This window comes from Ornithinibacillus massiliensis, from assembly GCF_018310345.1.
Taxonomy (GTDB): domain Bacteria; phylum Bacillota; class Bacilli; order Bacillales; family Amphibacillaceae; genus Ornithinibacillus; species Ornithinibacillus massiliensis.
In genome coordinates, this window is record NZ_JAGXBY010000003.1 from 168,801 (window position 1) to 194,087 (window position 25,287).

Below are 25,287 nucleotides of genomic sequence, written 5' to 3' on the forward strand. Positions count from 1 at the left end.
GAGGTTTTTACATGAAATACGGTATCGCAATTTTTCCATCCAAAAAAATTCAAGATGAAGCTAACTCGTATCGGAAGCGTTATGATCCGCATTATCCATTAATTCCACCACATATCACGATAAAAGAAGCTTTTGAAGCAGATGATCATATGATTGAGGAATTAATACCAGAACTAAAACGTGTTGCTAACAAAACAAAAGCCTTTACTATTCGAATTAATAAAGTGAGTTCTTTTGTTCCTGTGACGAACACCATATACTTAAAAGTAGAACCTACACCAGAACTTACAGCGTTATATGAAAATCTTCATACGGGAAAATTCCCACAAAACGAGCGCTATACATTTGTACCTCATATTACGATTGGCCAAAAATTATTAGATGATGAATACTCGGATATTTTGGGTCAATTGAAAATGAAAAGCTTCCAGTTCGAAGAAGTAGTTGATCGCTTCCAGCTTCTTTATCAATTAGAAAATGGTTCTTGGACGGTTTATGAATCATTCGTATTTGGGAAGGAACTTGTATGAACATCAAAATAGCTAAAACAGCTGAAGAAAAGAAACAGGCATATGACGTGCGTACAAGCGTATTTGTGAAGGAGCAACAGGTTCCGCCAGAAGAAGAACTGGATGAATTCGATGAAACAGCGATTCATTTCGTTGGATTCATGGATGAACACCCTATTGCTGCTAGCAGATTACGATTTGTTGAAGAATACGGTAAACTGGAACGGATTTGTATCTTAAAAGAATACCGTGGCAAATCGTTTGGAAGAGCCATGATGGAAGCCATGGAAGCGACAATTAAAGAAAAAGGTTATTTCAAAGCCAAATTAAATGCCCAAACCCATGCTGAGGAATTTTACAAAAAATTAGGCTACCACACTGTTTCAGGTGAATTTATGGATGCTGGAATACCACATGTGACAATGATAAAAGAATTGCAATAAACAGTTCGCTGGGCGAGCTGTTTTTTTATTTTCACGCATTACATAGCACAATTGGGAAACCCTATTAGTGGAAAGGGGACGGTTAATTGTGCCTTCATATTCTCAAATGCTAGTGGACACTATTTTTGGTTTCTTTGCTCTATTTCTCCTGACAAAAATTCTAGGAAAAACACAAATATCACAACTAACTGCCTTTGACTTCATTTCAGCAATCATCCTTGGTGAATTGGTTGGGAATGCTTTATTTGATGACAACTCAGGTATATTACAAATTGGGTATGTTCTATTATTATGGGGTAGTTTATTATATGTCACAGAAATTATCACCCAAAAATTCAAGTCAACAAGACCTTTATTAGAGGGATCACCAGAAATAGTGATACGTAAAGGAAAATTAATTAGAGATGTGATGAAAAAGAATAAATTAGACATCAATCAATTGCAGCATATGCTCCGTGGTAAAGATGTATTCACTTTACGAGAGGTGGAGTATGCTATATTAGAAACGAATGGTACATTATCTGTATTAAAAAAGTCAGATTTCCAAACGCCTACACGGAAGGATATGAAGCTAGCACCTCAACCTGCTAATCTTTCTGTAACGTTAATTAATGATGGGGAAATCATTTATGACAACTTACAGGAAAGAAACTTGACCGAGGAATGGCTAATGGATGAGTTAAAAGAACAAGGATACGATAATGTAAAGGATGTTTTTTATGCTGAATACATGAAGGATGAGGAATTATTAGTGTTACCATTTATTAATCGAGGAAAACAAAAGAAATAGCATGATGGCGAAGTTGATAGGAGACTGGGACAAAAGGATGAATCTTAAAGTAAAACCGAATGATGAGCTACGACCACGCTCCGGAAATATACTTGCGGTTGCTTCCAGTACAGGGGCGACATCTGCTCGAGAGAACCTCGCAGTGTCTTCTTTACCGCCGGGCGGCTGCCTTAGCCTCCTCGTGCTACTTCTTTAGGGGTCTCAACCTTGCCCTTTCCTCCCGCAGGAGTCTACGTATATTTTCGGAGCTAGTATCGTGTATCATTCGGTTTTACATTTAATTCTATTAGTTATGTCCTAACCTCTTCTTTCATTTTTCTAATATCAACCACCATTTCATCAAACATCTTCGGAAATGTGTTCGGTTCATCCTTTATGTACAAAAGTTTATTAGAAGCAAAATAATCCCTTCCTAGTGAAACTCCTATTGGATAATCAATCGCATGTGCAGCAATTAATTCTGCAGAACGAGCATTTTCATAACGCAACAAGAAATCCGTTCTTAATATCATTTGAATTTCACTTAAAATAGGATGTGGCCCATTTACCTTGATATTTCTCGACGCAATAAAACCATGTTGATCCTTAATCGTTGTACCACCTGCAAGCTTATCATCTAAAGCAGCAAAGTAAACCTGTTTGATTTTGGAAAGGATAATGGCACCGAAACATTGAATACATGGTTCCATTGTGGAATAAATTGCTGCCCCCTCGAGTTGGTTATAATCACTTAGCTCTAATTGTAGTAATACATTCATTTCAGCATGTGCTAAACGATTGGAACAAATTTGCTTTGCTGGGGCAGTTTTTTCATGTATTCTATTTCTTCCTTCTAACATAATTTCTCCATCCTGGTTAACAAGTACTGCACCTATTGGGATAGACCCATGACAATATGCCTCCCAAGCTTGTAAGAAACTTCTTTTCCATGGTTCTCCAAATCACACCATCTCATACGTATCCCTCTTTATTTTCATTATTTTATAAAAATTATAACATAATGAAATAAAAGAAAAATACTTCTATATAAAGTGCGCTTAATTACATTGAACTAAGTTAAGCTACACGCCATACACATCATCCAACCTACTAAATACGTTCATTAATAAATTGCCCTAAACCTGTAATCTCTGTATAGATAGCATCGACTTCACTAAATTCGGAAACAGATTGCTCCACTTCATTTAGAATCAAGTCTACTTTATTATTCCTAATTTCTTCTTGATGCTGTAATTCTTCATATTTTGCCTGTAATCCAGCTTTATATGGTTTTTCCACGGTCGTAATTGTTCTTTTATTCGTTACCATTCTTCTTTGATAATCGGAATACTCATGTTGTTGAATTGGTAATATATATCCCATATTTCTACCTCCTCAACCCTATTTGTAAAGTTATTCGTAATTTTCTATTAGTTTATGTCTGTTCTATAATACTTACTCCCCCATTCTTTTTTCAAAATCCTTTATCCAATTTTCAATATCTGTCATATTCTTCATAAAACGTGTATTCCACGCAATCATTTCCTTTTCAAATAGTACCTTTTTCTTTTCCGGACTTTGCAACCATTTTTCATTCTTTTCAAGGTGTCTTTCTATAATTTCGAGATTTTTCATGAATTTTTCTCTATCCATTTCTTCCCTCCATTCCTTTATAAGCAAAAAAAAGGCAGCAATTAAGCTGCTTATAGTTATGGATGGTGGCAAACTAATGTTAATACGTTAAATCCAAGAAAATGGTCCGCGACCTTTTCTTTCATCGTCTAATTCATCATGGTCACGGTTATCTATGCTGCTTGACTCATATCTTTCATTACCTTCGTCTTGTCTGAATCCACCAAAGAAACGATCTCGTTTTCTTTCCGGTCTAATAATGACATTTTCTGCTTCAATAACAAGGTCTTTAACACGAATTACTCTTCTATTATTCTCTGACATGAATGTCACTCCTCCATGATATTTGCTCGATATTAGTCTATGTCATTATTTAAAATGGGTATGGTCAAGTGCCCTTTTTATTCCTATTTATTTGATTGTTTTACTTCATTAAACATGGATAAATACCTAAAAATATTTATCGTACAGTCGCCCACACCATATAACACGATGTACATATTCTATTAGAGACAATAGTCAATTAGCTTTAGAAAGGAGAAATGTTTCATGGGTTGTGGCCATGGTAGAGTAGAAGGTGTATCAGCAAAAGAAAACTGCGTTTGTGAGATTCTTCGTGATATTGTAGATGCTCAAAACGATGTTATTGAAAATTGCTGTGATACTAGTTGTGAGCAATCAATCAATGATTTATTAGGTGAAACAGATCCAGGTAATGGGTTGGATACGGTACCTGTCATTTTATACTGCGCAGGTGATTGCAAGCCATTTAAAGGATTTGGTGCAAGACGTGGGAACGGATTAGGAACTATCGGTAAGCTTCAATCTAGCTTTATCTTCCGTGTGAAAACTGTAACAGACGACTGCTGTGCTGTTCTAGAGTTACTACGTGATCCTAACGATCCTTGCGAATGTGATCATTTAAAGGATCCTTGTGATCAATCAACTCATAATCTAGAAAACACTGGTATCTGTATCACTGTTGACCTAGATTGCTTCTGTCATGTAACTTGCTTACCAGCTATTAGTGTATTTGATTGATAAATAAGAACACCATGGGATAGCTTTCCATGGTGTTTTCTTTTACTATTTAAAACCCTAAAAGTCTAATATCTGTAATATCTTCTATTGAAACCTCTGTTGTTCTTCTTCCGACCCTCATCTTTATCACTTCATTTTCCTTGTCTAACATGATCCCTCGATACTTATTGTCGTTTGTAACTACTTCACACCGCATTCTTGGTAAATGACTTGGTGTTTTTATGAAATAGTCTATTTTTTCCATAAGGGTCATTTCTTTAAACTTCTTCCGCTCTAATTTATTATCCTCCGACACTTCCTCCAAGCTTGATGAGGATGATTCCATCTCTTCTAGCTCTTGTGTAGGAAAAGATGGACGTCTCTTTTTCACTTGTGGTTCTTTTACTTCATTGGCATTCGATATCCCTGTACTAAATGCGTTTAAACTAGGTCTTTTTTTTATTGTCTCTTGTGATTTAGCTCCAGCTTCTGAATGGGTAGGCGATGAGGAGACAGATTGGTTTGTTTGTTTTTTTGTAGACGTATAGGAATGCTGCATCGGTGCGGTTGGCGTATCCACTGTGGGCTGATGAATGTATAGTAACGGTTCTCTTGCATATTTTCTGCGTTTCATTTACTAAACCCCTTTCTATTCTTTGTCGTCAACCTATTATATGACCTAAAGAATTAAATGGTGTTAAATGCCTATTTATAAAAGTGCTTGTTCCTCGCAGAAAACTAAGAAGAGGATGGGACAAAAGAATTTACCTAGGAAAAACCGGATGATGAGCAAGGACCCCGCTCCAGAAATATACTTCATTTCACTTCCAATACAGGGGCGACATCTTCTCGAGAGAAACTCGCAGTGTCTTCTTTACCGCCGGTGGCTGGTGAGCCTTCTCGTGCTACTTCTTTAGGAGTCTCAACCTTGCCCTATCCTCCTACAGGAGTCTACGTATATTTCCGGAGCTAGTATCGTGTATCATTCGATTTTACATTTAATTCTCTTATTTAAACCCAGCCTCCTTTCAAGACATATCTATATTCGTTTACTTGGTTTATATAAAAAACCGAAAACCATATGCTTTTTTAGCTAAACAGTTATCTATACATATTGCTTATAACAATAAACGCATAAAAGTCGTAGCTAGTCCAAAATATATTAGTACCGAAATAATATCATTTATCGTCGTAATAAATGGGCCGGAAGCTACAGCTGGATCAATACGAAAACGATCCATTAGTAGTGGAATAAATGAACCAGCAAGTGTTGCCACAATCAAGGTTAACATGATTGATAAGCCAACTAGAATTCCTAAATATATGTTATCCTGCCATAAAAAGATGACGACAGTTATAATCAAACCACACACCGTTCCCGTGATAAGCCCGGTACCCGCTTCACGAAGAATCAATTTTAGCTTAGCAGAATCACCATATTCACCAGTAGCCAGTCCCCGAACAGCTACTGCTAGCGCCTGGGTTCCTGTATTCCCAGCCATCCCCCCAATTAACGGAATAAAAATAGAGAGTATGGTAACTTGATTTAAGGTTTCCTCAAACTGACCAATTAAACTAGCAGTCAATAATCCCAAGAATAATAATATAATTAACCATGGTAAACGTTTCTTTGCAGCTATTAAAGGATTAGTATCCTTACTATCCCCATCAGAAATACCTGCTAAGCGAGAATAATCTTCACTAGCCTCTTCTTCCATACATCTAAAATATCATCAACGGTAATAATTCCTAATAAATGTTGTTGAAAATCAACAACTGGAACGGCAAGAAAATCATAATCCCGCATGGATTTAGCAACATCTTGCTGATTTTCTGCCACAGAGACGTGGAAAACTTTTTCATTCATAATACTTTCAATCGTTGTATGATCATCAGCAATGATAAGATCCCGTAATGACAGAACGCCGACTAATCTTTTATCACCATCGACCACATATAAATAATAAATCGTTTCCGCATCTGGAGCTTCTTCTTTCAACTGCTTCATTGTATCTTTCACGGTTTGCATTTTGTTTACCGAGATGAACTAAGTTGTCATAATACTACCCGCAGTCTTTTCCTCATAATGAAGAAGATCCTTAATGTCTTCAGCATCCGCTTTATTCATTATTGTTAAAAAGCTTACAACCTTTTCTTTCTCCATCTCATTTAGGATGTCCACCGCATCATCGGTCGACATTTCAGCAAATACCATGGAAGCATAGTTCGTATCCATTTCAGTGAAGAATGGTTGAATATCTTCAAGCCCAATATGCTCCATCATCGCCGCCACTTCCTCTGGAGAGAGGTAGCTATAAATTAACATACGGTCCATTTTTTCTACTTCCGTAAAAAATAACGCCTGATCATATGGGTGCATGTCTAGAAAACGTTCTCTAAAACCGTATATATTTTCACTTTGCAAAATTTCTAGAAGCCTATTGAACGCTTCCCCCTTTACTTCCTCTTTATTGTCCATATGCAACCCCCTTTTAAATATATCTATCATCGTTATACATACCTGTAAAAATCATTCATCTAATTACAGAAAGATGCTATAATAGTATAATGCGTAAACTATGTTTTAAAAATAACAAAAGTATCATATAGAAAGTAAGGAACAATCATGAATACTAATAAAAATAACATTGATTATACATTAATATCAATTATACTGCTGTTAGGTATCGTGAGTGTTTTCACGATATATACGGTCGAACCCACCTTACCTGCAACATTAGCAGACCAAAACTTCTTTCAAAAACAAATCATTTGGTATGTTGGTGGAGGACTTATCATCGCATTACTTATGCAAATTGACTATGACCGTTTCAGGCAATTAACCTGGATCCTTTATGGAATTGGTATGGTCATGTTACTCATGCTGTTTTTTGGGTTTCCACCAGGGATTGTCCACGAAGTAAATAATGCTGTGAGTTGGTTCAAATTCCCTGTACTTGGAACTCTACAGCCTGCTGAATTTATGAAAGTAATTCTCATTTTAACATTGGCACATGTTATGTATTTCCATAACCAAAAATATATCAAACCAACTGTTAAGAATGATTTATGGTTACTATGCAAAATACTTTTACTTTCCCTTCCACCAATGGGACTAATAGCAGTACAGCCTGACTTAGGTGGATTATTAGTTCTAGCCGCTATTACAGGGGCAATGATTTTAGTATCCGGCATTCGCTGGAGCTTGATTTTAAGTATTATACTAATTGCATTAGGTGGAATAGGATTAATTGTTGCTGCCTACTTCCTTTTCCCAGATTCTATAGCTGTATTTTTAGAAGAAACCGTGTTTAAACACGTATCTAGTCGTTTCTACGGGTGGCTTAGTCCTGAACAGTACTCTGAATCTGGCTATCAATTAATACGTGCCATGATGGCTATTGGTTCTGGTCAGCTTTTCGGAAAGGGAATTGAAGTCATGCAAGTAAGCGTCCCTGAACGCCATACGGACATGATATTTACCGCTATTGCAGAGCAATTTGGTTTTATTGGTTCTAGTATTGTTGTAACATTATTCTTCCTATTACTATATCGTCTAATTTATATCGCCATTCAAAGTAATGACAGTTATGCAAGCTATATTGTAACAGGAACTGTAGGGATGTTTGCTTATCAAATATTTCAAAACATCGGCATGTCCATTCAGCTACTCCCAATCACTGGTTTACCGTTACCGTTCTTAAGCTATGGTGGTAGTTCAACCTTAACATATCTATTAGCAATTGGGATTGTATTAAATATTCACTCTCGAACAAAAAAATATATGTTTGAATAAGCGAGAATAGCAGATACTATTCTCGCTTTCCTTTTACAATGAGGTGATAGAATGAAAGTTGATATTATTGGTGATGTTCATGGCTGCTACCAAGAACTTTGTAGTTTGTTTGAGGAATTAGGTTACCAAAGCATAGATGGTATCTACCTTCACCCCGATAACCGTATTCCAGTATTTGTTGGGGATCTAACGGACCGTGGCCCAGAATCGATTCACGTGATTCAAATTGTATATGAGATGGTCGTGAAGCACAAAAAGGCAAAATATGTACCAGGTAATCATTGTAATAAATTGTATCGTTATTTCTTAGGTAATAAAGTGCAACATCAGCATGGTTTGGAGACTACCGTAATGGAGTATATGGCCTTAAACGAAAAAGTACAGGACCAAATCCGAAGTCAGTTCATAGAGCTATATGAGGAAGCACCACTCTACCTACCATTACCAGAAGTAAATGCAGTCGTTGCTCATGCAGGAATTAAACAAGCTTATATTGGGCGTTATGACAATAAGGTAAAAACATTTGTATTGTATGGAGATATTACGGGCGAATTTGATAAGGCAGGTAGACCAATTCGCCGAGATTGGGCACAGCATTATCAAGGGGATGCTTGGATTGTGTATGGTCATACACCTGTGCGGAATCCGCGAATCGTAAACAAAACGATCAATATTGATACGGGGTGTGTGTTTGGTAACAAATTAACCGCATTTCGACTGCCAGAAGAAAGAATTGTCAGTGTTCCATCTGAACAACCTTTTCATCCAGATAAATTCCGATCCTTCCCAGACAGCTAATTACATGTCTGGAAGGATCTGTTTCATATCTTCTGGTAAAGGAGCTTGATAAGTCATCCATTCTTTTGTTCCAGGGTGTTCAAAGCCTAGCTCAAAGCAATGGAGCGCTTGACGATTTATTAGTGTTTTCTTTCCTCCATATAAATCATCTCCTGCTAGCGGATGGCCGATATGAGAAAAATGCACACGAATTTGATGCGTCCTTCCTGTTTCAAGCTGTACAGCGAGTAAACTATGGGAATTAGTTTCCTGTACAACCTGAAAATGTGTGATTGCTCTTTGACCGTCCTCCCGAACAGTTCGTTCAATTATAGAGCCTTCTTTTCTAGCAATATTAGCATCGATAATACCTTTTTTTTCTTTAAGAACCCCCTCAACTAAAGCATAATACTTACGTTTCACCTTCCCCTTTTTTTGACTGGCTGATAAAATGGAATGACTTAAACGGTGTTTGGCTATTAATAATAAGCCTGATGTATCTCGATCAAGCCTTGTAACCACATGAACCGTATAAGGGATATTATGTGTTTCATAGTGATATAGAATCCCATTCGCTAATGTGCCTGTTTGGTGAATAATGGAAGGTATTGTAGCAATACCCGTTTGTTTATTAATAACCATTATCGCATCATCTTCATACATGATATCTAGTGGTATATGCTCAGCTTGCATAAGCGGCCCCTTAACTTCCATTGCAAACTCTACCGAAACAATATCTCCGGACTTTAACCTATAGCGCAAATTCTCCGGCTCACCATTAACGAGTATCTTTCCTCCATCATAAATAAGACTTTTCAATAGACGCCTTGAAAAGTCTTGATCATTTTGTAAAAATTCACGTAATAGTTTTCCTTCTGTTTCATTCTGGATGATCCATCTCATCGAATTAATCACCTATACCTTAATTATTCTCTGCAATAAAGGAGTCACGTACTCGATTCCAGAACGGGAACGGCCTAAACCGGGCAAAACGAATTTTCTCCTTGGCCACGCGACATTGAATAGATTTCACATTCGTGTAATTATGCGTAATATGGTCAATCGTTATAAAGAAGCTACGATCGACAATTGGCTTTAATAGACATGTATGATGCTTTGGTAAAATTAACGGAGAGCCAATGGTACGAAATACCCGATTATTTATTGATGCCATTTCAGTTAATTGAATTGCCTCTAGAGTCGGGTGAATAATCCCACCACCTAGTGCTTTATTATAAGCCGTACTACCAGAAGGTGTAGATATACATAAGCCATCTCCACGAAATGTCTCAAACCGTTCTCCTCTAATTTCAACATCAAATACAACAGAGCTTTCGGGTGTTTTAATCGTCGCTTCATTTAATGCTAAATATCTATCCGTCTTATTTCCAGTTTTCGATCGAATTGTAACCTCTAATAATGGATATTCCACGATCTGATAAGGTGTCTTCGCAATTTCGATTACAAGTTTCTCCAATTCCTCAGGCAAGTAATCCGCATAAAACCCTAAATGGCCTGTGTGAATCCCAATAAAAGCTGTTTGGCTAAGTCGATGGTTATAGCGATGGAATGCTTCTAAAAAAGTGCCATCTCCCCCAACTGAAATAACCAAATCCGGTTCTTCGCGATCATATAATAGATCAAAGTCGATTAAATGCTGTTTCATTTTAGCTTTAATCTTATTCGATCTATCGTCTCCCTTTGAAATGATTTTAAACTTCAATCTCATGTCCTCCTATTAGTAATATTTATTTCCGATGAAAAATCCGTCGCGCTTCTTGAATTTCAGTTTTTATTTTTGACATTTCTTCATCTAGCTTAAATGCAGCTTCTGCAGCAAGCTGTAACCTCAACTTAATATCCTCTGGAATTCTACCTTTATATTTATAATTCAATGAATGCTCATTCGTAGCCCAGAAATTCATCGCTAATGTACGAATTTGAATTTCTGCCATAATCACTTTATTCCCATGAATAGTTTCAACTGGATATTCAATTAGCATATGAAAAGAGCGATATCCACTTTCTTTTTCATTAGCTATGTAATCCTTCTCTTCTACTATGGTAAAGTCTTTACGAGACCTCAGCATTTCGACAACTGTATAAATATCATCTACAAACTGACATACAACTCGTATCCCAGCTATATCTTGGATATCTTGCTCAATTCGATTAAGCGGTATTTTTCTTTTTTCTGCCTTTTCTAAAATACTTTGCACCGGTTTCACACGTCCAACAATAAATTCTATCGGAGAATGTCTTGTCTCATATTCAAATTGTGCACGCATGCCTTTTAATTTAACCTTTAATTCTTCGACTACTTGTGAATAAGGTGCAAGTATTGCTTCCCAATTCATTTGGAACACCACCTGTAATGACTATTTCGTTTTTATTTTAACACAAAAGAAATATATATTCTTTGCATAATTACTTCTGTTTCGCCATAATCAATGTAATTAAGAAATTCCTGGAGGTACCAAATGGCACAAGAAATCGAAATCGAATATAAAAACCTATTAACAAAAGAAGAATATGAAACCCTATTGAATAATCTACCTTTTCCAAAAGAAGGGAAAGAACAAATAAATTACTACTTCGAAACAGCAGACTTTAAACTACGTCAACATCATGCAGCATTAAGAATTCGTAAAAAGAATAATCAATACCAACTAACTTTAAAAGAGCCTCATAAAGATGGCCTACTAGAAACACACGACTCACTGACCGAGGCAGAAGCATTATCATGGATTAATCGTCATCCAATCCCAAAAGAAGCGACCACCATTCAATTAAATCAAATGAATATCGATACAGATGAGTTACACTATGTAGGTAATCTAACTACAATTCGGCGCGAATACCAGGAAAATGGACTCATAATTGTTTTAGATTATAGTCAATATAATCATGTGGAAGACTATGAACTAGAGATAGAGTCGCAGAGTAAAGAAGCTGGCTTAACTGCTCTTACGAACATTCTAGAAACATATCATATTACCCAAAAAGAAACACCAAACAAAATAGCAAGATTCTTTTCTAGCCTATCTTAAAATATAGTACAATCAGATTATTTGCTCACCCTTATTTATTGTTGCTACAATATAGACACCATTGATAAGGAGTAAATAAACGTGAATCATCGAACAATATTTGAAGCAATTGGTGGCTATGAGACTATCGAACGGCTTGTGGCTGCTTTTTATAGACGAGTTGGAAATCATCCGAAACTCACTCCTATTTTTCCAGAGGATCTTACTGAAACCGCAAGGAAACAGACATTATTCTTAACGCAATTTTTCGGCGGTCCTCCTGTTTATACAGAAGAACGAGGACACCCTATGATGAGACGTAGACACCTACCATTTGAAATTACACCTTCACGAAGAGATGCTTGGTTAGATTGCATGGAAGCAGCATTAGAAGAAGTGGAAATTGAAGAACCATACCGTACAGCTATATTTGAAAAGTTGACCATGACCGCCAATCATATGATGAATACACCCGAACAATAGAAAGGAGAATCGATGTGAGCTGGGAACGAACTGAGCTAATTAGCTCACAGAAAGCAAACACATCGTCCGAATATAGTTGTGATACTGTAAAAAAACCAATTGAAATATATGTATTTATCGACCCGATGTGTCCGGAATGCTGGTCACTTGAGCCGTATTTAAAAAAGCTATCAATTGAATATGGACGATTGTTTACGCTAAGACCAATAATTTCAGGTGCCTCTAGGCCGCTTAATCATGATAATTTTGATCAACCAAAAAGACTTAGAGAGATTTGGGAACGTACCGCATCTAGAACAGGAATGAGTTGTGATGGTGATTTATGGCTAGAAAACCCAATTCACTCCCCTATCACAGCCTATTTAGCTATCAAAGCTGCTGAGCTTCAAGGAATACGTTATGGTAAAGTATTCTTACGTAAAGTACAAGAATGCCTATTCTTAAAAAAGATGGATATCTCTAAAGAATCCGTATTGTTGGAGTGTGCAAAAGCTGCCAAGCTAGACATTCAAGAATTTAGAAATGATTTACATTCCGATTCGGCAAGGAAAGCATTACAATGTGATTATAAATTAAACCGTGAAATGGAAATTGATTACATGCCAACGATGGTATTTTTCCATAAAAATATTGAAGAGCAAGGAATAAAAATCTCTGGCCTTTACCCTTACGAAATTTATGTCCGGGTTTTAAGTGAAATGACAGAGCACCTGCCCATTCCTTCACAACATCCTTCGTTAGAAGATTTCGTACAACGTTTTGGTGTAGTTGGAACAAAGGAAGTATCTGTAGTATATAACTGGACCCTGGAAAAAGCAGAACGCGAAATGAAAAAACTCCAATTAAAGCAAATTGTAGAAAAGATTCCTGCTAAACATGGGACATTTTGGCAATTTAATGAACAAAGATAACGATTATATTAAACAAAAAACCAAGGGGGATTCCTTGGTTTTTTACTCATTTAAGAAAAAATAAAGGATATACGGGGCAGCGTATATCCTTCTTTTTCTCACTTCTTTGTATCAAAACAAAGGGGGATGGGAGAAAGTTTCATGATCAAACAAAGGGGTTTTGTTTGTGATTCATCTCACATTAATAATATATCAGTTACAACCATTTTTCGCAACTAGTTTGTTTTTCTTTTCACAAATCTGTCACTTCTATTATTACTTTGACTTACATATATATTAGTAGACGATTTTCTGATCGGAATAAGGAGGAAATTACGTTGCGAGAATTACTTCCATACCTGTTTATTATCTTAACGTTTTTTGCTGTTTTACTAAATCTATTTGGGTTAATGCAACTGATCCCAATTTATGTCACATTACCGATTCTATTTTTATGTATTTATTTTACTTTATTTTCATTCACCCATCGAAATAAATATCGTGGCTAGTTCACTTATGTTACTACACCATTCTACTTTTTTAGTAACCTCTAAAGTAAAAAAGGGTGACCCCGACTTAAAGGGCCGCCCTTTTCCTTATTTATTTAACAGAAGATTTTCCATCTCTGTTAGTTTTTCTTCAAATACATCTAATGCATCTAAGATTGGTTGTTTCGATGTCATATCGACACCAGCTTTTTTCAATACTTCAATTGGATAATCACTACTTCCAGATTTCAGGAAATCTAGGTAATGACCAACTGCTCCTTCTTCTCCAGATAGCATTTTATTCGCTAATGCTGTTGCAGCGGAGTATCCAGTAGCATATTGATAAACATAGTAGTTGTAGTAGAAGTGAGGAATTCTAGCCCACTCTAGACCGATTTCTTCATCTGACACCACTTCATCACCGAAGTATTTTTTATTTAGCTCATAATAAATTTCTGTTAAGTTATCTGCAGTAAGTGCTTCCCCTGCTTGTGCGCGTTTATGAATCTCATGCTCGAATTCTGCAAACATTGTTTGACGGAAAACAGTACCACGGAATCCTTCTAAGAAATGGTTTAAAATATATAGCTTTTGTTTTTCATCGTCAAGATTGTTTAATAAGTAGTCGTTAAGTAATGCTTCATTCGCTGTAGATGCCACTTCCGCTACAAAGATGGAATAGTTACCATAACGATATGGTTGGAACTTCCTTGTGAAATAACTATGTGCAGAGTGCCCTAATTCATGTGTTAATGTGAACAGGTCACTCACACGATCTTGCCAGTTCAATAAAATATATGGGTTCGTGCCATAAGCACCTGAAGAGTATGCACCACTTCGTTTACCTTTATTTTCTTCCACATCAATCCAACGATTCGCAAAGCCTTCCTTAATGACTTCTAAGTATTCTTCTCCAAGAGGCTTAAGACTTTCTAATACATATTCTTGTGCTTTCTCATATGGGATTTCCATGTCGACATCTTGGACTAATGGTGTGTACATATCATACATATGCACTTCATCCACACCTAGTATTTGTTTACGTAATTTTCCGTAACGGTGTAATAACGGTAATCTCTCATTAACAGCTTCAACCAGATTATCGTATACTGTTTCCGGAATATTATTATTGTCTAACGCAGCCTGTCTAGCTGAATCATAGTGACGAACTTTTGCATTAAAATTATGTGACTTAACAGTACCACTTAATGTAGAAGCAAAGGTATTTTTGAATTGTCCGTACGTGTTATACATTGCTTGGAATGCTTCTTTTCGCACTCGACGATCCTTTGATTCTAAGAACCCTACGTAGCGACCATGTGTTAGATCGACTTCTTCTCCCTTTTCATTGGTAATGGTAGGGAATGTTAAATCTGCATTATTTAACATTCCAAACGTTTGTGACCCAGTAGATAAAGCTTCAGACGCCTCTGCTAAAAGGGCTTCTTCTGTCTCTCCTAATACATGCTTACGTTGTCTAATAATTTCATTTAACACATGTTCATAAAGCTTTAATTCTTCTTTTTCTTCCAGGTAAGCCTTTATCGTTGCTTCATCCATCTTCAGAATCTCTGGTACTAAATAACTCATAGAACTTTGCGCAAATGTTAATACATTTTCTGCTTTTGCATTCAATGCTTGATAAAATGAGTTAGTCGTGTCCTGGTCATAACGCATATGTGCATATGTAAAAAGCTTACCAAGTCTTTCTGACAATTCATCTTGCAAGTTTAGAACGTTATATAAAGAGTCTGCAGATTCTGCAACCTTTCCTTTATACTCTGAAATTTTAGGAATTTCGTTCTTTAAGCTATTAAGCTCTTCTTCCCATACGGCATCAGTTTCAAAGATATCCTCTAATCTCCACGTTCTTTCAACCGGTACTTCACTTCTTGTTTGAAGTTCTTTTGTTGCCTTTGCCATTTACCTTCCTCCTTTACATCATTCCACAGTATAGTTATCAGTAAAAATTAGAAAATACTACTAATAACTATATTATTTAGTATAACGAATTAATTATGAATCATGCTCGTATTTTGTCTCGAAAATGTTCAAAAGTTCTTTCAATAATTCTTCATCTCCTTTAAGAGCGTCTTCTATATGCGAATAATGGTGTAAGTTTGTGCTTTTACGAAACTCATGCTCGGAAACCTGTTCAATAATTCCTAATGCGGCCAATAGATGAAGGTATTCCATAATGGGGTCAGCTGAGGGTTGTACTAAAGGGAACGAATCCGTTGATATTGATTTACGAAACTGAAAATGGCAAGAATTTAATGAAAAAACTGCTCCAATGGGAATAGGGTCAATAAACTCTAGACAAATTCTACTTTGCCAATCCCCTAGCGAGGTTAACATTTTATATTGGGAGGAGATGGGAAGATATATAATAGAAGGCAAGAACTCTCGGTGTGTACCTTTATAATATAGCCAATTGTACCAACTCAACTCGGTGCCATATAATTTTTTTGGTTGATACATTCTGTACTGATACTTTGCTTTTCTCCATTCAGTAAGGAAGAGTTCCCTAGAATCCACGGACGTTTTAAACATATCGAGAAAGATCATCGAATCAAGTTTTTTTATAATGAAATTCCCAATCATCCGTCTTTTTCCTATTTGAAAGACATTTCCAATTATCGTAAAGAGTTTGCTTTGTGGGTCGAAAAAATATAATACGGGGAAAGACTGGTCCTGGAACTGATGTAAAAACTGTAATAGAAACTGATCTACCTTGAAGGAGTGTTTAGTAGTTCGTTTCAGGTTGGTCGCACCTAAAATCCAAATTGGTTGAATTCCCACACTTAGATAACTCCCTGTTCGCTTTTGAATCTCATTAATGGGTATTCTTGCACACTGATATTCCAATGCAATTTTCTTTTTACCTACTCTAAGGAAAATGTCACATCTCTGCTTGATTGATGAAATATATTGTTCAAGCGCCACATCTAAGCCTTGCTTAATTAGCCATTGATAGAGCATGATCTTACCTTGCTCATGATAGACCCCTTCCCCTCCTTCATGTGTTTGACAATTCTTCCTGTTTTGATGTGCAAAGTGAGGAATTATCTTGGATCCTGATTTAATAATGACCTTACCTTTACACACAGGACAAAAAAACACATGATCCGATCTAAGCACTTCAATCTCCTGCTTGGAAAACTCGAATAACGTAATGAGCTTCCCATTATTTAATTTGGCTTGTAGCAAAACAATCACCTCCATCATACTATTTCGATAGAGGTGATGAAATTCCTGCAAAAAAAATAAGATACCTTTAAAAGGTATCCTATGGATTCACAGGGAAATGTAAGCGAATATCAGCAAAAGTAGTAGTATCGAAAATCTTTTTTCCATACTCTTCTAGTACATGAATGGTGATATTTGAATCATCTCCATATTCAAATACACGTGAAATAATATCTTCCTGTGTATGTTCATCTAGCACATCTTGAGAAAATTCCATATAGAGATAGTATTTCCCATTATAATAATATAATGTTTCCTCCTCACTTCCTGTATCATCGTGGAAGTGGTGACTGAGTTGTATAACATCTTCAAAGTCTTTAAAACCAGCGATAATCCATAAATTCTCCTCAACGAAATCTTCATCTGCATCGTCACTATCGCTTTTACCAAACTTTTCTTCTAAGAATGATTCTACTTTCTCATCTACAGGAATATCTATAGTAGAGCCATCTTCATCAATTGGAAATTCTAGATTATCTCCATTTTTAGAAAGCTGCGCCTTTGTAACAACAATTTCTAAGCCTTTTTCTAGAGCATGAACTTGAATCCATAAAGGGCCATCTACATGAAAGTCTTCTTGATAATTCACTTCATCCATCATCTGCCAGAACAATTGTTCACTACGCTCACGATTATACCAAATTTCTTCCCTTTGAAAACCTCGATCTTCAATATCTACATAAGAGATAAAGAATTTTACTGTGTTCTCATTAATTCTTTCGATTTCCATGCAATTCTCTCCCTTCTTTTTCAATCTAGCTCCAGTGACTTGGGAGCTTCACTTAAGGCTATACTCCAAGAGGCGTGTTTACTTTACTCGACTTAAGTGTCCTGCCCATTTATTGCTTACTGGGCTACTTCCCTTTTTTTATATTCAATAGAGCTAGTCTATTCTTATCTATTGAAAAAAGAATACCATCTTATTTATATTGTATGTTAGCATATTGCAATATGAAAATTAATATGCCTATATATAATTATTTAAAACATTATTTTAACTTATTTAACCGAATTTGTCATCATTCTAACATACTAAAAGCGCAGATTCTTGATATTAGGAATCTGCGCTTTTACTTTTGAAAAGATGGTGCTTAATTAACCATTCTTCTAGCTTCCTCTAATTGAAAAGTTCGTACAGTTCTTGGTAAAAACCTGCGAATCTCATCTTCATTATAGCCAACTTGCAGCCTTTTTTCATCTATAATGATCGGTCTTCTTAGTAAGCCTGGATTCTCTTGAATCAAAGTAAATAATTCTTTTAAAGGAAGCTGATCAATATTTACGTCTAAACTTTGAAATACTTTGGAACGTGTTGAGATGATCTCATCTGTACCATCTTCTGTCATCCTTAATATTTCCTTTATTTCATCTAAAGTTAGCGACTCAGAAAATATATTCCGCTCCTTAAAAGGAATTTGGTTGTCTTTCAACCAAGCTTTTGCTTTTCTACAAGATGTACAACTAGGTGAGGTATAAAGTGTTACCATGATACTTCACTCCTCATTACTGTTTACAATTGGTAAACCTTTAATCGGTTATTAAATTAAAATTACTTTAAATAACCTATAAGTATAGTATACATCATTTGTCAAGTAATAGATAGATTATTTTCACTAAAAATATCAAATTCACAAAATCGATATAATTACTGTCTAAAAATAAATTATCCATAAATCCATTCACTAATAACGCCCCTTATAATGTTAGGTTATATTACATTTAAATAAATATTTTCTTGATTTTTTAGAAAAACCCGCTTATCATTTTATTATAATGTTATAAAACCTTACATAAGGAGGGGAGTAAATGAAAAAGATTGAAGCCATAATACGTCCAGAAACATTCCAATCTTTACGTAGTAGCTTATCCGAAATAGGGATAGGCGGTTTAACGATTACAGAAGCAGCTGGTACCGGGAAACAAAAAGGGAAAACCGGATTATTTCGCGGTACTACGTTTCAGCTACAGTTATTACCTAAGCTTAAAGTAGAAACAGTCGTGGATGATAGTCAAGTTGATGAAATAGTCGACATAATCATCAACACTTGTAGCACAGGAACAATTGGTGACGGAAAAATCTTCATCCATCCGATTGAAGAAGTCATAAGAATTCGCACAAAGGAACGAGGAGCACAAGCCATTTTATAACATGAGTTTATGATTAGGAGGGGAAAGAATGAATACAGAAGAATTAGAGTTAGCCATTAACCTAGTATGGGTAATGTTAGGCGCTTTTCTTGTATTCTTCATGCATGCAGGATTTGCGATGGTCGAATCAGGGTTTACTAGATCCAAAAACACGTTAAACATATTAATGAAGAACTTCTTAACCATTAGTGTTTCAGCAATTTTATTCCTTGTTGTCGGGTATGGTTTAATGTTCGGAAGTACTTTTGGCTCTATAGTCGGTTCCGATGGCTTTTTGCTTAGCGGAGTAGAGGATATTGGTTTCTTTGTCTTCCAAGCAATGTTTATAGCCACCTGTGCCACAATTATGTCTGGTGCTGTTGCAGAAAGGATTAAGCTTGGAAGCTATATTTTCATTGTGATAGCTATGACGGCAATTGTTTATCCAGTAGTGGGACATTGGATTTGGCAAGGAGACGGTTGGCTAACGATTCTTGGATTTAGCGATTTCGCTGGATCTACCGTAGTTCACTTAACAGGCGCTGTAGGCGCATTAGTAGTTGTTCTTATTTTAGGACCTCGCTTAGGTAAATACGAAGGGAAAAAAGTTAACGTAATACCAGGTCATAATATCCCTCTCGGCGCGTTAGGTGTTTTTATCCTATGGCTTGGATGGTTTGGATTTAATGGGGGTAGCACACTAGCAGCTGATCCAACATTAGTCCCCATGGTAATTGGCACTACTTTGTTATCTACCTCTGCTGCCTTAGTTGCAAGTGCATTATACACCAGATTCCGATACAAGAAAGTGGATGCCTCATTATCATTAAACGGTGTATTAGCAGGATTAGTAGGAATTACTGCAGGGTGTGCCGAAATATCTCTCGGCGGCTCTATTATAGTCGGATTAATTTCTGGAGTGATTCTCGTAGAAGGAATTCGATTCTTCGATGCTAAGTTACAAATTGATGATCCGGTTGGTGCAATTACCGTACATGGTCTACTTGGTATATGGGGTACATTGGCTGTAGGTTTATTTTCAACTTCTACTGGCCTGTTTTATGGTAATGGATTTGCACAACTTGGAATTCAAGCCATCGGGGTACTCGCAGTCATCTTATGGGTAGCCTTTACCATTGGTGGATTTACGTATGTATTAAACAAGTTTGTTCCAATTCGTGTATCGAAAGAGGAAGAAATTGCAGGACTTGATTTTGCAGAACACGGTTCTAATGCTTATGACTTCAAGGACACATTGTTAACTAACGATGAGATTGAATCGCCAAATTTAGGTCTTGCATTAGCAGATCGCTTAAACAATATCCCTGTCGGAAACACCGAAAGAAAAACGATATAAAATAAGCAATACACATTGAAAACACTACACTTTTAAACACCACAAACGGTCGTCTTAACCAAAGGTTTAAGACGACCGAATTATAAATATTATTTCATCTGATTTCTATCTAGCCTCGATAAAATATCCTCAGAATCTCTGTCCTCATTAAATGTTAATACTTCATCTACAGGTTGATAAGACTGCCCATAAAGCTGTTCATCTTTATACGTATGAATCGATTCATACATTTTTCTCATTTGCTCATAAATGACTTCTTCCGATTCATCATTCGGTGACCAATATAAAATTTCCATTGGGGTCTCCTCATTAGTCGCCAATGAACGTCGATTATATCCAATTGATTGAGCATGCTTAAACCCTTCACGCTTATAAAAATGAAGTCGTTTTTCGGTATCTGAATCATCATAATCAACCGGTTCTACTTCTAATATTATCGGTTTATTATGTTCTTTTAATTTTTCAATTAACTTATGTCCAATACCTTGTCCTCTCGCTTTAGCTGAAACCCATACATAATCAATAAAAATAAAGGAATCAAATTCAGCATACATCATAACATGATATGGACCATCATCTTTATGGTAAACGTCCCCTTTTTCCTTCAATAACAGTTCCATATGTTCCTTTGATTTCATTTCTTCAATAGGGAAATATTTACTTAATTTTTCATACCAATCCATGGATCTACTCCTTCGTATTTTCTAAAAGAAAGCTAACAAACTCTTAACAATTTTGTAAAACAATCCTGAAAGCCTTTCTGTTGCTAGTATAACGAAAATAGGATTAGATGTTAAATCCCTGTTATACACTTATATCTTCAGTATGTGTAGTTAAACGAAAAAAAGCGAAACTTTTATTTATTGTTTCGCTTTTTTTCGTAATTTATGGCTTATAATCAACATTTTGGGTATATGTGTTACCAGCATTCCAAATTAAGTACTCATTTATTCCATTATCCTGTAAGGCTTTTATCTGTGCTTCCACTTCTTTTTTTCCATATTTTGTTACTGGTATACCTGTACCATTATAGATCCATGGCGCTTCAAAATCCTGTATCCATGGTCGAGAGACTGGTCGATTTTCCAATTTAGAAAGTACCTCATTTTCCACTTTAGCGTATTCATCCGTTAAACGATACGGCTCTGCATCAGGAAGTGGGATTCCAAAATAATTATTAGACCAGTGACTTGGATATATCATGGATGAAATGACATCGACATTTTCCGATATTTTGGAGAAGTTTTGACCTATTCCTGGTGCTTCAGGAATAGTAGCTGCATAACCGAAAATATCCACAGACACATCTATGTCATAAGGCTCTAATTCTTGTTTCGCATACGCCACAAAATCTGTAACAGCCTGAACTCGCCGTTGAACATTATCTTCTTCACTATCTTCATAGGCACCTTGTGAATAGGTTAAGTCGCCATCCCTATGTTCAAACCCTTCTGGAAATCGAACATAGTCAAACTGAATTTCTTTGAAGCCCATTTCGGCTGCCATTTTAGCAATATCAACATTATATTCCCAAACCTCTTTTTGGAATGGATTTACAAATGATTCGCCACGGTTATTTTCCCAAACAGAACCATTCTCTGTAAACGAAAGATCCGGTCTATTTTCAGCTAACACACTATCTTTAAATACTACAACCCTGGCAATTGGATAAATTTGATTTTCCTCTAATGTTTTCATCATTTCCTGAATATCTTTAATATAATTTTGACCAATTGCTACAAATGGTGAATCTTCATCAGGTTTAAATGTTAAATATCCATGGTCTTCTTTAATATCAATAACCATTGCATTCAGATCAGAATTATTCACCAATTCCACTAATGAATTAAATCGACTACCACCCGCTGAGTGACCAGTTACATAAATACCTCTTACTGCATCTGGATATTCAAAATTATATCCAGAATCAACTACGAAGCGCTTTATAGAAACACCCTGTTCAATTAATTGAATAGATGTTTGTCTTGCTACATGATCATGGGCAAATAATTCTTCGTCCCCACTACTTTTTTCTGGTATTGCAAACGGAAGTAAAATAACAAGCAGGAGAACAATTGGGATTAAAAATCTCTTCAGTTGTGTATTCTTCATTCTATCAATCTCCTATTCCATAAGTGTAGCTTGCTTACGTTAAGTTGATGCAGACAACCTTTCGTTTGCAACCCTTTCCATCTATTATAAGGCAGAAACGCTAGATTTTGAATGGAAAATAATAGATTTTTGTCATTCTTTTTGTCGTATTGTCGAATTACTCTCTTTCCATCGTTAAACGAACCGAAATATCAAATTATTCGGAACATATATCTCTATTTCATCATTTCTTATGATTTTTACATTAGAAGGGTAATTTAACGTTATAAGGGCAAATTACAAAAGAACCTAATGTATAACGTCATGAAGAAAGGAGCTTGAAATATGGATAGACAAGTATGGTTTGTTATTGCTGCTGTAGCTATTATCACTGCTGTAGGATTTTTCGCTTTTCAAGGGATAAATGATGACGAACATGCTGAACCTCCAGCTGGCGAAGATACACAAAACGAAAATGAACAACAAGATACTACTCCAGAACAAACCAAGAATCCAGAGAAAGAGAATCATCAGTCTGTTCAACATATGGACTACACAGGAGAGGTTGCACCTAAATTTTCCGCTGAAGAGCTAGCAGCCGCTCCTACTGACAATTGGATTACAAATGGTGGTGACCTTTACAACCGAAGATACTCACCGTTAGAGCAAATCGATACATCTAATGTTGGGGACTTAAAGCTAGAATGGGTTACTAGCTTAGGTTCGGGTTTAGAATTCAAATATTCCGGTGAGTCAACGCCTCTTGTATATGATGGGGTAATGTTTAATGTTACCGGAGCTAATGTTGTACAAGCTCTTGATGCTACTACGGGAGAAATTATTTGGGAGTACACACCACAACTCGCCGATGGCCTTGACACCGCTTGCTGTGGTTGGATTAGCCGCGGTGTTGCATTAGGAGATGGAAAAGTCTTTGTCGGACTATTAGATTCCCGTCTAGTAGCACTAGACCAAGAAACTGGTGATGTTGTTTGGGAGACACCTGTTGCTGAATGGCAAAAAGGGTACACCATCACAAGTGCCCCCCTCTATTATGATGGAAAAGTTTACACAGGAGTAGCTGGGGGAGAATACGGCATTCGAGGCTTTTTAGCTGCTTATGATTCTAATATCGGAAGAGAGGTATGGAGAACGTATACAATTCCTGCACCAGGTGAGCCAGGATCTGAAACTTGGCCAGATGATAACAATAGCTGGCTAACTGGCGGAGGGCCTATTTGGCAGACTCCAGCTGTTGACCCAGAGCTAAATATGATTTATTTTTCAACTGGGAATGCTTCACCTGACCTTGATGGAAGTAACCGCGAAGGAGATAATCTTTACGCGAACTCCATGCTAGCCTTAGATGCTGATACAGGAGAATACCAATGGCACTTCCAGCAAGTGCATCATGATATATGGGATTTAGACCCTGCTAATCCAGTTACATTATTTGATGTAGAAATTGATGGTGAATTGAGAAATGCTATTGCAGAAACAGGGAAAACTGGTTGGGTATATATATTAGATCGTACAAACGGTGAACCATTAATCGGGATAGAAGAACGACCGGTACCACAAGATGAAAGACAAAAAACGTCTCCTACACAACCATATCCAATTGGAGACGCACTAGTACCACAATCCATAACAGAGGAAGATATCGAACGAGATTTTCCAGATGATTTTGATGGAAAAGTTGGGGATTTATTCACACCATTCTGGGATGAACCATTAACCATTACTCCTTCGCCTCAAGGAGGAGGTAACTGGCCACCATCTGCTTACAATCCAGATACAGAATTGTATTATGTACAGGTAAACAGTAACTATTTTGCCTATGCACACAACGAAGAAGACGAAGCGAATATTTTTGATGAAGGGAAAGAATGGATTGGAAGTATTTGGCAACCAATGGAAGGTGGACCACAGCACGGATTAATCACAGCAGTTGATGTTAAAACCAATACAATTGCATGGCAAGAGGAATGGGAGACCATTGCCTTTAGTGGATTATTAACTACAAAAGGGAATTTACTATTTGCTGGTCATAATGACGGAAGGCTTATTGCCTATAACGCAACGACAGGTGAAGAGATATGGGATTTCATGACTGATGCCGGTGTTAATGCTCCAGCAATGACTTACTCCGTTGATGGAAAGCAATATATTTCCGTCTTTGCTGCTGGGAATTCATTAGCCGGGACTACCCACGGAGATAAAATTTACACCTTCTCTTTAGAAGGAGAATACACATCGTTAGAGGACGTACCAGAAGACGCAATTAATACATCACCTACCGCCGAGGAACAAGACACAGACAATCAGGAAAGCGAAGGACAAACCGGTACAGATGGTGGTGAAGTAGCTGAACAAGGAATTAAGATATATGAGAACAACTGTCTATCCTGCCACGGTGCCAATGGTGTAGGTGGACATAACGGGCCTAACCTTGAAAACCTTGAGATGACCGATGAAGAATTAATTGAGCAAATAAAACACGGTGGTGGGGGTATGCCTCCATTTGAAGGCGTGTTGTCTGAAGAACAAATCGAGGCAGTAAAAGAGTATTTAAAAACATTAATGAAAGAATAAATTAAAAAAGATGGTTCTAGAGTATGTATCAA

General features: G+C 36.6%; 26 protein-coding genes and 2 pseudogenes. 13 read left to right on the top strand and 15 right to left on the bottom strand.

Translation table 11 applies throughout. From position 1 onward, the window contains the following. Positions 1–11 precede the first annotated feature (11 nt). From KGF86_RS09430 to KGF86_RS09440, 3 genes are all read left to right on the top strand, one after another. Positions 12–530: a YjcG family protein gene (locus tag KGF86_RS09430; RefSeq protein WP_211741688.1), complete on the top strand. Its 519-nt coding sequence runs from the start codon at positions 12–14 to the stop codon at positions 528–530. Next, positions 527–952: a GNAT family N-acetyltransferase gene (locus KGF86_RS09435; protein WP_211741689.1), complete on the top strand. Its 426-nt coding sequence runs from the start codon at positions 527–529 to the stop codon at positions 950–952. The genes KGF86_RS09430 and KGF86_RS09435 overlap by 4 nt, the downstream gene beginning before the upstream one ends. An 88-nt stretch (positions 953–1,040) precedes the next feature. Then, positions 1,041–1,742: a YetF domain-containing protein gene (locus KGF86_RS09440; protein ID WP_425516481.1), complete on the top strand. Its 702-nt coding sequence runs from the start codon at positions 1,041–1,043 to the stop codon at positions 1,740–1,742. 290 nt (positions 1,743–2,032) lie between these two features. On the opposite strand, the pseudogene KGF86_RS09445 reads toward KGF86_RS09440, so the two are convergent. The 4 genes and pseudogenes from KGF86_RS09445 to KGF86_RS09460 all read right to left on the bottom strand — a co-directional run. Beyond that, positions 2,033–2,650, bottom strand: a pseudogene (locus KGF86_RS09445) (nucleoside deaminase); the annotation flags it as partial. 181 nt (positions 2,651–2,831) lie between these two features. Further along, on the bottom strand, positions 2,832–3,104 hold the full coding sequence (locus KGF86_RS09450; RefSeq protein WP_211741690.1) for a hypothetical protein: 273 nt from the start codon (positions 3,102–3,104) through the stop codon (positions 2,832–2,834). A 72-nt stretch (positions 3,105–3,176) separates the two neighbouring features. Further along, positions 3,177–3,374, bottom strand: a complete 198-nt coding sequence (locus KGF86_RS09455; RefSeq protein WP_211741691.1) for a hypothetical protein — start codon at positions 3,372–3,374, stop codon at positions 3,177–3,179. 87 nt (positions 3,375–3,461) lie between these two features. Beyond that, positions 3,462–3,677: a hypothetical protein gene (locus KGF86_RS09460; RefSeq protein ID WP_211741692.1), complete on the bottom strand. Its 216-nt coding sequence runs from the start codon at positions 3,675–3,677 to the stop codon at positions 3,462–3,464. A gap of 225 nt (positions 3,678–3,902) precedes the next feature. On the opposite strand from KGF86_RS09460, the gene KGF86_RS09465 reads away from it, so the two are divergent. After that, positions 3,903–4,394, top strand: a complete 492-nt coding sequence (locus tag KGF86_RS09465) for a CotY/CotZ family spore coat protein (protein WP_211741693.1) — start codon at positions 3,903–3,905, stop codon at positions 4,392–4,394. Between the two features lie 49 nt (positions 4,395–4,443). On the opposite strand, the gene KGF86_RS09470 is transcribed toward KGF86_RS09465, so the two are convergent. Next, entirely contained in the window at positions 4,444–5,007 is a 564-nt protein-coding gene (locus tag KGF86_RS09470; RefSeq protein WP_211741694.1) for a CotO family spore coat protein, read from the bottom strand. Between the two features lie 484 nt (positions 5,008–5,491). Next, positions 5,492–6,852 (bottom strand): annotated as a pseudogene (mgtE, locus tag KGF86_RS09475) (magnesium transporter). 147 nt (positions 6,853–6,999) lie between these two features. Between mgtE and KGF86_RS09480 the strand changes: the two are divergent. Further along, on the top strand, positions 7,000–8,169 hold the full coding sequence (locus KGF86_RS09480; RefSeq protein WP_211741695.1) for an FtsW/RodA/SpoVE family cell cycle protein: 1,170 nt from the start codon (positions 7,000–7,002) through the stop codon (positions 8,167–8,169). A 51-nt stretch (positions 8,170–8,220) separates the two neighbouring features. After that, positions 8,221–8,967 carry a bis(5'-nucleosyl)-tetraphosphatase PrpE gene (prpE, locus tag KGF86_RS09485; protein WP_186871356.1) on the top strand — a complete coding sequence of 249 codons (747 nt, stop codon included), beginning with the start codon at positions 8,221–8,223 and terminating at the stop codon, positions 8,965–8,967. Here prpE and KGF86_RS09490 read toward each other — a convergent pair whose 3' ends face one another. From KGF86_RS09490 to yjbM, 3 genes are read right to left on the bottom strand one after another with little or no spacing between them, the layout of a single operon-like run. Continuing rightward, positions 8,968–9,849 (bottom strand): RluA family pseudouridine synthase, encoded by an 882-nt coding sequence (locus KGF86_RS09490; RefSeq protein ID WP_186871357.1) that lies wholly within the window; start codon positions 9,847–9,849, stop codon positions 8,968–8,970. A 19-nt stretch (positions 9,850–9,868) separates the two neighbouring features. Next, entirely contained in the window at positions 9,869–10,669 is an 801-nt protein-coding gene (locus tag KGF86_RS09495; RefSeq protein WP_186871358.1) for an NAD kinase, read from the bottom strand. A 25-nt stretch (positions 10,670–10,694) separates the two neighbouring features. After that, positions 10,695–11,303: a GTP diphosphokinase gene (yjbM, locus tag KGF86_RS09500; protein WP_186871359.1), complete on the bottom strand. Its 609-nt coding sequence runs from the start codon at positions 11,301–11,303 to the stop codon at positions 10,695–10,697. A gap of 123 nt (positions 11,304–11,426) precedes the next feature. Between yjbM and KGF86_RS09505 the strand changes: the two genes are divergently transcribed. From KGF86_RS09505 to KGF86_RS09520, 4 genes are all read left to right on the top strand, one after another. Next, positions 11,427–11,996 carry a CYTH domain-containing protein gene (locus tag KGF86_RS09505; RefSeq protein ID WP_186871360.1) on the top strand — a complete coding sequence of 190 codons (570 nt, stop codon included), beginning with the start codon at positions 11,427–11,429 and terminating at the stop codon, positions 11,994–11,996. An 81-nt stretch (positions 11,997–12,077) separates the two neighbouring features. Further along, positions 12,078–12,458: a globin domain-containing protein gene (locus KGF86_RS09510; RefSeq protein WP_186871361.1), complete on the top strand. Its 381-nt coding sequence runs from the start codon at positions 12,078–12,080 to the stop codon at positions 12,456–12,458. A 14-nt stretch (positions 12,459–12,472) separates the two neighbouring features. Beyond that, positions 12,473–13,369, top strand: coding sequence for a DsbA family protein (locus tag KGF86_RS09515; RefSeq protein ID WP_186871362.1), 897 nt, complete (start codon positions 12,473–12,475; stop codon positions 13,367–13,369). 317 nt (positions 13,370–13,686) lie between these two features. Further along, positions 13,687–13,857, top strand: a complete 171-nt coding sequence (locus tag KGF86_RS09520) for a hypothetical protein (RefSeq protein ID WP_186871363.1) — start codon at positions 13,687–13,689, stop codon at positions 13,855–13,857. Between the two features lie 87 nt (positions 13,858–13,944). Here the strand turns inward: KGF86_RS09520 and pepF are convergent, their stop codons facing one another. The 4 genes from pepF to spxA form a co-directional block, all read right to left on the bottom strand. Continuing rightward, positions 13,945–15,759: an oligoendopeptidase F gene (pepF, locus tag KGF86_RS09525; RefSeq protein WP_186871364.1), complete on the bottom strand. Its 1,815-nt coding sequence runs from the start codon at positions 15,757–15,759 to the stop codon at positions 13,945–13,947. A 93-nt stretch (positions 15,760–15,852) separates the two neighbouring features. Beyond that, entirely contained in the window at positions 15,853–17,046 is a 1,194-nt protein-coding gene (locus tag KGF86_RS09530) for a competence protein CoiA (RefSeq protein WP_211741696.1), read from the bottom strand. A gap of 79 nt (positions 17,047–17,125) precedes the next feature. Continuing rightward, positions 17,126–17,815, bottom strand: coding sequence for an adaptor protein MecA (gene mecA, locus KGF86_RS09535; protein WP_186871366.1), 690 nt, complete (start codon positions 17,813–17,815; stop codon positions 17,126–17,128). A 361-nt stretch (positions 17,816–18,176) separates the two neighbouring features. After that, positions 18,177–18,572 (bottom strand): transcriptional regulator SpxA, encoded by a 396-nt coding sequence (gene spxA / locus KGF86_RS09540; protein ID WP_186871367.1) that lies wholly within the window; start codon positions 18,570–18,572, stop codon positions 18,177–18,179. A gap of 319 nt (positions 18,573–18,891) precedes the next feature. On the opposite strand from spxA, the gene KGF86_RS09545 reads away from it, so the two are divergent. Next, positions 18,892–19,233 carry a P-II family nitrogen regulator gene (locus KGF86_RS09545; RefSeq protein WP_186871368.1) on the top strand — a complete coding sequence of 114 codons (342 nt, stop codon included), beginning with the start codon at positions 18,892–18,894 and terminating at the stop codon, positions 19,231–19,233. A gap of 28 nt (positions 19,234–19,261) precedes the next feature. Beyond that, entirely contained in the window at positions 19,262–20,569 is a 1,308-nt protein-coding gene (locus KGF86_RS09550; RefSeq protein WP_211741697.1) for an ammonium transporter, read from the top strand. Between the two features lie 89 nt (positions 20,570–20,658). Here KGF86_RS09550 and KGF86_RS09555 read toward each other — a convergent pair whose 3' ends face one another. Together KGF86_RS09555 and KGF86_RS09560 are read right to left on the bottom strand one after the other, a co-directional pair. Next, the gene (locus KGF86_RS09555) at positions 20,659–21,252 is read right to left on the bottom strand and encodes a GNAT family N-acetyltransferase (RefSeq protein WP_211741698.1); all 594 of its coding nucleotides are present in this window, start codon (positions 21,250–21,252) and stop codon (positions 20,659–20,661) included. A gap of 202 nt (positions 21,253–21,454) precedes the next feature. After that, entirely contained in the window at positions 21,455–22,681 is a 1,227-nt protein-coding gene (locus KGF86_RS09560; protein ID WP_211741699.1) for a putative glycoside hydrolase, read from the bottom strand. 324 nt (positions 22,682–23,005) lie between these two features. Between KGF86_RS09560 and KGF86_RS09565 the strand changes: the two genes are divergently transcribed. Beyond that, entirely contained in the window at positions 23,006–25,255 is a 2,250-nt protein-coding gene (locus KGF86_RS09565; protein WP_211741700.1) for an outer membrane protein assembly factor BamB family protein, read from the top strand. The last annotated feature ends 32 nt before the right edge of the window (positions 25,256–25,287 follow it).